Source organism: Marinitoga hydrogenitolerans DSM 16785, from assembly GCF_900129175.1.
Taxonomy (GTDB): domain Bacteria; phylum Thermotogota; class Thermotogae; order Petrotogales; family Petrotogaceae; genus Marinitoga; species Marinitoga hydrogenitolerans.
Window position 1 is genome coordinate 1 of the sequence record NZ_FQUI01000059.1, and the last position, 7,861, is coordinate 7,861.

9 protein-coding genes are annotated in these 7,861 nt (G+C 24.8%); 1 reads left to right on the forward strand and 8 read right to left on the reverse strand.

Translation table 11 applies throughout. The annotated features are described in order from the left end of the window. The 8 genes from BUA62_RS10705 to BUA62_RS10740 all read right to left on the reverse strand — a co-directional run. A partial coding sequence (locus BUA62_RS10705) for an AAA-like domain-containing protein (protein ID WP_072866040.1) occupies nt 1-1,133 on the reverse strand: 1,133 nt, incomplete at its 3' end. A 97-nt stretch (nt 1,134-1,230) separates the two neighbouring features. Then, complete coding sequence (gene amrB / locus BUA62_RS10710; RefSeq protein ID WP_072866041.1) at nt 1,231-2,040, reverse strand: AmmeMemoRadiSam system protein B; 810 nt, start codon at nt 2,038-2,040, stop codon at nt 1,231-1,233. Between the two features lies 1 nt (nt 2,041). Beyond that, nucleotides 2,042-4,585: a hypothetical protein gene (locus tag BUA62_RS10715; RefSeq protein WP_072866042.1), complete on the reverse strand. Its 2,544-nt coding sequence runs from the start codon at nt 4,583-4,585 to the stop codon at nt 2,042-2,044. Beyond that, complete coding sequence (locus BUA62_RS10720; RefSeq protein ID WP_072866043.1) at nt 4,582-5,160, reverse strand: hypothetical protein; 579 nt, start codon at nt 5,158-5,160, stop codon at nt 4,582-4,584. The genes BUA62_RS10715 and BUA62_RS10720 overlap by 4 nt, the downstream gene beginning before the upstream one ends. Continuing rightward, on the reverse strand, nt 5,157-5,570 hold the full coding sequence (locus BUA62_RS10725) for a hypothetical protein (protein ID WP_072866044.1): 414 nt from the start codon (nt 5,568-5,570) through the stop codon (nt 5,157-5,159). Before BUA62_RS10725 ends, BUA62_RS10720 begins: the two co-directional genes overlap by 4 nt. After that, entirely contained in the window at nt 5,554-6,060 is a 507-nt protein-coding gene (locus tag BUA62_RS10730) for a hypothetical protein (protein ID WP_072866045.1), read from the reverse strand. The genes BUA62_RS10725 and BUA62_RS10730 overlap by 17 nt, the downstream gene beginning before the upstream one ends. Continuing rightward, the gene (locus BUA62_RS10735; protein ID WP_072866046.1) at nt 6,054-6,446 is read right to left on the reverse strand and encodes a hypothetical protein; all 393 of its coding nucleotides are present in this window, start codon (nt 6,444-6,446) and stop codon (nt 6,054-6,056) included. Before BUA62_RS10735 ends, BUA62_RS10730 begins: the two co-directional genes overlap by 7 nt. Next, nucleotides 6,443-7,564 (reverse strand): type II secretion system F family protein, encoded by a 1,122-nt coding sequence (locus BUA62_RS10740; RefSeq protein WP_072866047.1) that lies wholly within the window; start codon nt 7,562-7,564, stop codon nt 6,443-6,445. Before BUA62_RS10740 ends, BUA62_RS10735 begins: the two co-directional genes overlap by 4 nt. A 196-nt stretch (nt 7,565-7,760) precedes the next feature. Here BUA62_RS10740 and BUA62_RS11865 point away from each other — a divergent pair. Then, nucleotides 7,761-7,861 (forward strand): AAA family ATPase (locus BUA62_RS11865; RefSeq protein ID WP_159429529.1); only part of this gene is annotated, 101 nt, incomplete at its 3' end.

Here is a 7,861-nt window from a genome sequence, read left to right on the forward strand (position 1 = left end):
TATCTTATATATCTTTTCATTAATTTATTCAAATCAAGTGTTCCGTCTTCTTTTAGATATGGTTTTATTGTATCTTTTATTGTTGCCATATAAGTTTTTTCACCATTAATTTCTGGTTTGAATCTTGCATATAATGCTTTGTAATACAAAGGAACTTTCACACAGCATATACCTTCACAATTGTCTATTACTCCATTTAAATATAAGAATTTTATGTTTTCATAATATATATTAAATTCCACATTATTTGGTTCAAATAATATTTTCATCATTAATTCTTTTTCTTTAGTTGCTTTGTTTATTATATTAGATATATTTTTATCTATATATACTCTCATATAATCATATAAAGTTTTTTCAAAATGCTTTTCAGTTATAATATTTTCACCTTTAGCTTTTTTCATTACTAAATCATATGCAAGACCATTGGTTAATCCAGGTTGTCCTGCTGCATTATGCCATATTAATTCTTTTACTTTTTCATCAAATATTTGTCCTGTTTCTTTTTCGTGTTGTGAAAGTAAATCATATACTTGTTCTTTTGTAAAGTATGGCACTTCCAAATGTTCTGCTATGTTGAACGGACTAGCGTTGTCTTCTAATATTCCGCTTAGATATCCTACGCTTATTAATATTACACTTCTGAGTCTGTATATTTCCCTATCATGATATATTTTTCTTATCGTATGTAAAAATTTGTTCATTAATTTTTCATTATCAAATTTTTCAAATTCATCTATCATTAATACTACTTCTTTTTTTGTTGCTTCATGTATTTCGTCTATAATCTTGTTTATTTCCCTTACATTTTTATATTCTTCCTTTTTTATTCCTATTTTTATATTTTGATTTTTTAATTTTTTTATTATATCTTCTAAAAATACTTCTATAAACTCTTTTTCATTTTCTAAGCCATCATAATCCTCAAAAGATATAAAAATAGGTAAATATTTTTCTTTTGTTTTTTCAACAATATCATTTAACAATGTTGTCTTTCCTGTTTGTCTTGGAGCTGATACTGTAAAATATCTCCAATTTTCTATATGATCAAGCGCTTCTTTCATTACATCTGGTCTTTCTACATAATAACAAGTCTTTTTATCAACAGGACCACTTGTGCAGAATCTTCTCATAACACACCTCCGGTGAGGATTCGGATTTTTAATTTGAGATTTTAATAAAAAATATTAAACCCTTTAAATATTTGCAGGGTAAATATTTACCTCCGCATTACTCGCTACCTTCGAATATTGCAGAAAGATAGCCTACTGTTTGATTGTAATCTCCAAACGCTTCTGCGCTGGTTGTGTGATGTATAATTCTTATTTTTTCAAAATTCATGTATAATAATGTGTTTATACAACCATAGCCACATGCTGTTATCTGGTGTTCTTTTATGTTATTATATAATTCTTCTGGATCTTTATTTCTTAATGCCTTTATTATTATTTCACCTTTTTTCATTGTTATTTCATGTTCTTCGTAATGATTTAAATCACTTGATGCCACTATTAATGTTCCTTCGTCAATAATTTCTTTTAACGCTTCTGCTAATTTTTTTGATGTTTTTAAACTTTGATCTCCCATTACTATTGGTATGATTTTAAAGTCATTTCCGTATAGGTATTGCAAAAATGGCAATTGCACTTCTATTGAATGTTCGTATTGATGAGCTGAATAGTCTCCGATTATTTGTAATTTTGATATTATTTTTTTGGCTTTTTCATCTATTTCTATTGTTCCAAATGGTGTAATCCATGTACCTTCTGGATACACAGAAATATTTGGACCTACACCTGTATGATTAGGTCCAATAATTATAACAGTTTTTATTTCACCTTTTTTGAATATTTCATAATATCCATATGAAGCAGTTTTTCCTGAGAATATGTAACCAGCATGTGGAGATATTAATCCTGTTGGTTTTATATAATTTTTTGGCGTTTCTGGTAATATTGGGAAAAATTCTTCCATAATTTCTATTAATTCATTTTTATCTTTGGGATAAAATGTTCCTGATACCACCGGGTATCTTGTCATTTTAATCGCCCCCGTAATTTACTAATTTGGGCCATATAAAAAGGTTTAAGTCATATTCTCTGTTCCTTTGTTCATTTGTTTTGAAGAGAAAACCTATTATTGGCAAATCCTTTAAAAAGGGAATGCCTGTGTTTAACTTTTCTTCTTTTATTATTTTCAAACCACCTAATATGCTTACATAGCCGTTTTTTAATAACATTTTGGTGTTTATTTCTCTGGAATTTTCTGCATTGTAACCTGAAATAGCCGATTTTTCTGGTTCTCCTACTTTTAAATTTATCTCTAAATCTATTAAGTCTGTATCTTTTAGGTAATTAGCTTGAACTTCCAATGTTAAACCGCTTTCTATGTATTGAATGGAATTTTCCTGTATTACTGGCACTCTGTATACTGATTTAAACGTGGCTTTTGTGCCAGATTTTAATATTATTTTTGGTTTTGATAATAATCTTGAATTTGATTTTGAATTGGTGTTATTGCTATTAAATGCTGTGTCTAATATTTCTTTGTATAATAATGGGTTTATTATTCCTTGGCTTATTGATTCTATAAGGCTTTTTGAGGTTATTTTTGATTCTATTTTACGTATTGTTTCTTCGAGTATAGACGAGTCGACTATGGATATTTCTATTGATATTATTTGTGGAATGCTTTTCTTTACTATTATAACATTTTTTTCTTTTTCAAGGTAATAACCATTTTTTGATAATATCTTTTCTATGTTTTGGATATTTTCTGGGTTATATAGTTTTATGCTTTTAAGTGTGTCTTCATTTATTAATGATAAATTGTTGTTTTTTGCATATTCTTCTGTTAATTCATATAATGTTTTATATTTTGTTTTTTCTGTTGTGTTTGATGTTTGCGTTGATACTGGGGTTATTGCTGATGTTTTTTTAATTTCTTTAATATTGTATTTTTCATTGAATTCTTTTATTATTTTTATTTCATCGTCTGTTCCTTTTATTATATAATTTTTTTCTATCTTTTGGATTATAGTATCTTTAAAAATTTTATTAAATGCTAATAAGTTTAAATTTGATTCTATTATTTCTATTTTTTCTTCTTTTTGTTTGTCTTTTATGTTATTGTTTTCATTAATTTTAGTTTCTTTCGGGACTTGGATTTTTGATATTATGTTTTTTAAAAAATCAACCTTTTCGCCTTTTACTATATAAACATTATCAAATATCTTTTTTATTTCCAGGTTTAACATTTCTGATAGGTTTTCTATTGGTATTTCTGTGTTTATTATTGTTGGTTCTTTTGTAATTTTTGCGGGTGTTGTTATGATTTTTGTTGGTTCTTTTGTTGGAAGTATGTTATTTATTTTATCATTTAGCGTTTTTAATTTTTCTATTTCTTTTTTTATACCCTTGATGATATATATGTTTTTGTCTATATTTTGTATGTTTAATTTAAACATTGGTTCTATTTTTTCTATTTTATATTTTGACTTTATTATTATGTATGTTGGTTCTTCTGTAATTTCAACCTTTTTTATTTTTTTTTCAGGTTTTGTTTTTGGTGTAGATTTGTTTTGTGATTTTTTATATATTTCAAAGGCTTTGTTGTAATAATTTTCAAAAAGCGTTATGTCGGTTTCAAAGCCTTTTAATAGTATTATGTTTGATGAAATATCTGTATATTCTATGTTGAATGCTTTTATTATTTCTTTTTGCGGAAGGCTATATTCGAATATCTTGTATATTATGTTTTTTATTTCTTGCTTTTGGTCTTTTTCTTTTTTTATTTTTGGTTTTGATGTTTTTGGTATATTTGATATTATGTTTTTTATTAATTCTATTTTATCTTTTGTTCCTTTTAATATGTATAATTCGTTATTTAGTTTTGCGTATTGCAGATTTATAAGGGTGATTAATTTTTCTATATTTGTTATTTTTGTTTGAATTATTTCTATTTCATCAGTTGTTTCATTTATTTTTTCTTTTGAGTTTATTATTGGATATTGAGCGTTGTATAATGAATTTTTCGAAATGTATATATCTTTTGTGCTTATGTAGTCGTAATATATCCCCGTTGAGTCAAGTAGTATTCTGAATAGGTCTTCTGGATAAAAGTTTTTAAGGTTTAATGATATGTTTTTGTCTGGTATGTCTGTTATGTAATATACATTGAAATTTAATTCTTTTAATAATATGTCGAGTAAATCTTTTATTTTTATGTTTTTAAACTGAAAAATTTCGTTGTTTAATACTTTTTTTCCTTTTGCTTTTATAATAATTTTATTGTTTTTTTGAATTTCTATATTTGTGGGGAATAGCGTTGTTATTTCTATTATGTTTTCATATGTTTTTACTGATTTTATGGGACCTTTTGGTAATATGTAATTCTTTTTTTCAAATTGTGTGTGTTTAAATTCTATTTTGTGATTTGTTTTTGTATTATTTTCAAAATATGTGATATTTGTTGATGTTTCTGAGATTTCTATTATGTTCTCGTTTTCAATATAGTCTATTTTAATTTGATAGGAAAAAAGTGTTATGACATATATTAGGAAAAATGAGATCATTATTTTCTTCATCTAAGCACCTCAAATCTTTTTTCGTGTTTGTTGTATAATAATACGCCGTCGTTATATATTTTTAGTATGTGATAATCTCCTAAATTCATTCCTTCTTTTATTTCTTTTAAGTTGTTTTTAAAGTATATATAAGCTCTTTTTTGTTTGTTTTTTACTATTACTCCTGAGAATTGAAAGAAATTTGTTTGTAGGTAACCACTATTTTTCCAGATTTTATCCATGTCTATTTCTAAGAAATTAAAAACTTTGTAATTGTATTTTTCATAATCCTGCATTGTTTTTGTGTTTTCTGGTATCTCTCTTTTTATATATATTGAGTAGTTTTTGTTTGATATGAAATCATAATTGTTTTTTATTTTTAGTTCTTCAATTATAACCCCTTTTTCCGCTTTTAGTTTTGATAATATTTCATTTAACTGGTCTTTTGTAATCTTTGATGATGTGTAATTTTCATTTATATTTGAAACGACAAACTTTGGTGTTGATATTTGTTTTGTGATTTTTTCTGGAGAATGGTAGATGAAAAATAATGAGAAGATTATTATTATTGCTGAGATGATGTATCTGTAAATCATTTTTTCATCTCCAGAATTTTATATTGTTTGTATGATAAATCCAGCGTTCCTATTTCTTTTATTTGATATGGTGATATTATTTTCATTCCGTCTATTACTTCTATTAATATTGTTGCGTTTAATGTTGAAGGCGTATAATTGAGTGACTGTAAATATATTTTTGTTTTTATTTGTTCTAAAAAATCCAGGAAATTATATAGTTCTTTGTTTGATTTTTCTGTTAATTTTATTCTTGATTTGTATTCTGATAATATTTTTTCATTTGTTTTTATTTGTTTCATCTTGTTTAAATATATGTTGTTTTGAAATTTGAAGTATGAAAATGGAAGGATTAATATTGATATGAGTAATGCTGACCAAGATATTATGTTTAGTATATACCTGACTTTTGATTTAAACATAAATAGCATTTTTGAAATCCCCTTTTATATTTTTTATTATTTTTATTAATAGATTTTCATTGAAGTTTATTTCATCCCCCATGATTTTATTTGAATATACGCCATATATATAGCTTTCCTCGATTTTCTGGAATATTATATTGTTATTTTCTCCAGTAAATGTTATGTACTCAGTGTTATAACTGTTTTTTTCAAGATATGTCCAGAGCAGATAATTTAATGGTATTGTGTAGTCGTAAAATAATGATTGTTTGAATTTTTTTATGTAATTTGTTATGTAAAGATAATATATATTATTTTTTAATTCTATATATTTCAATTTTTTTGTGGATATATCAAAGTTTCTTGAGTTTTTTATTATATATTTGTTCATTTCTTTTTCTGTTTGGAAGTTTTTTATTATTCCATAATAATCTGTTATATTTACTTTTATATTTCCAAATCCTTTATTTTTAAATCTGTATAAAAATTTTTTGTTGTAATATATTGTGGTTACCATTCTATTCCACTCCATCTAAATGATGATGTTATTGGTAATATTACTAGATTTGCGTTTCCTATTTTCAATGTGTTTCCTGGACTTTTTAATATGAGATTATAATATTTAAATATTTTTGTGTAATCTGTGGTTTTGTATGGTATTTCTTTGTATATTATTCCATCAAAATAGCTTTTGCTGGAGATTACTATTTTTGTGCTTTGATCTTCAAAGTTTATTGAATGATATTTTACTTGAAGAAAATAATCCATCATTTCAATAAAATCTATTCTCTTTTTTAAATCATCAAAAAAAGAGTATTTTATTATTATTGAAAAGCTTATAAAAAGCAAACTTTCGATAAGAAGTACAATTAGTAGTTCGTATAGTATAAATCCTTTTTTCATATTCCTAAATTATTTATTGTGTTGAATATACCGCCATAAAAACCATACGCCACCTCTAATATTATTATTGATATTATCATTATTAACATTGGTTCTAATAATTTTTTTATTTTTTGTATTGCTTGATTTATTTCTAAATTCAACTCCGCTTCTAATATTTCAAAGGGCTTTTTTAAGTCACTTAAATCTTTTGATAATGTTATGCTGAAAACCATTTCTTTTAAATCTGTTTTTTTAAAGATTTCTATGATATTATTGCCTTCTTCAAGTTGCGCTAATACATTGATAATTTCTTCTTTTAATTTTTTAGAGGATAATATTTCTGCCGTTTTTTCAAAGGCTGTGTATGTGGTGTCGCCACTTTCAACGAATATCATTGTTGTTTCCACAAACTCTAATAATGAATATTTTCTATATATTTTCCCTATAATTGGCAATTTGTATAATATTTCATCAAATTTACTTTTGTTTTTTAAAAAAATAATGATGGCTATTGTTAATGAAAGGGTTATAGCTAACAAAACCCAGGAAACGGTGAAACTGAATTCTGTTTTGAATGTTTCTTTGAATACTGGAGAAATTATAAACTGTAAAAATAATAATAAACTTATTAATGCGGAAAAAAGCATTATTGGATATGTTAGAAGATTTTTTATATCATTATAATTTTTTATCCTGTTTGTATATATATTTTCTAGTCTTTCAAGCATTTTTAATAATTCTTTGTTGTCAGACGCTTTTGAAAGCGGTTTTCTAAATTCGTAATCAAAGTATATGTTCATGTCCATTGATTGTTTATATGGTATTCCAGATTTTATGTTGTTTATTAATAGATCAAGGGCTATTTTTATTCTCTGGGATACTTCCTGATTTTCTCTGATGTATATTATTGCATCGAAAAAGTTTAGCCCTGAGGATATAAAAGCTTTTAGCATTTTTATGAGTTTTGTATGTTCTTTTAGATTTAATTTTTTAAAGTTTATATGTTTTATGTATTCGAATTTTTCTATTTCTATGTCTTTATCAATGCTTTTTAATGCTTCTGTATCATTTTTACCTATAACATAACCTTTCATTGAAATGCTTAAATCTTTACCTTCAAAATAAAAAAGTTTCATTTTATCACCTTTATTAAACAATTTACTTTTATTTTATCATATTTTTGGTTATTTTGACAAATTGTCTTCTTAGTAATTAAACAAAAAATAGTAAAGTATATATGATATAATATAAATAATATAAAAAGGAACAGCTCCTGCGTATTATTATTTTTTGGTTTTATGGGTAATTAAGAGAAGATTTCGGAGGTGAGCCATGAGAAAAAAAATACCATATGGAAAACAAAATTTTGAATGGGTAATAATGCAGAATTATTATTACATAGACAGAACAGAATATATAGAAAAATTAGAATC

Excerpts from the sequence above, each read along its gene's own strand:
- BUA62_RS10730 (WP_072866045.1), bottom strand. The coding sequence starts at position 6,060 with ATGGTAACCACAATATATTACAACAAAAAATTTTTATACAGATTTAAA.
- BUA62_RS10740 (WP_072866047.1), bottom strand. The coding sequence starts at position 7,564 with ATGAAACTTTTTTATTTTGAAGGTAAAGATTTAAGCATTTCAATGAAA.
- BUA62_RS10720 (WP_072866043.1), bottom strand. The coding sequence starts at position 5,160 with ATGATTTACAGATACATCATCTCAGCAATAATAATAATCTTCTCATTA.
- BUA62_RS10725 (WP_072866044.1), bottom strand. The coding sequence starts at position 5,570 with ATGCTATTTATGTTTAAATCAAAAGTCAGGTATATACTAAACATAATA.
- BUA62_RS10715 (WP_072866042.1), bottom strand. The coding sequence starts at position 4,585 with ATGAAGAAAATAATGATCTCATTTTTCCTAATATATGTCATAACACTT.
- amrB (WP_072866041.1), bottom strand. The coding sequence starts at position 2,040 with ATGACAAGATACCCGGTGGTATCAGGAACATTTTATCCCAAAGATAAA.
- BUA62_RS10735 (WP_072866046.1), bottom strand. The coding sequence starts at position 6,446 with ATGAAAAAAGGATTTATACTATACGAACTACTAATTGTACTTCTTATC.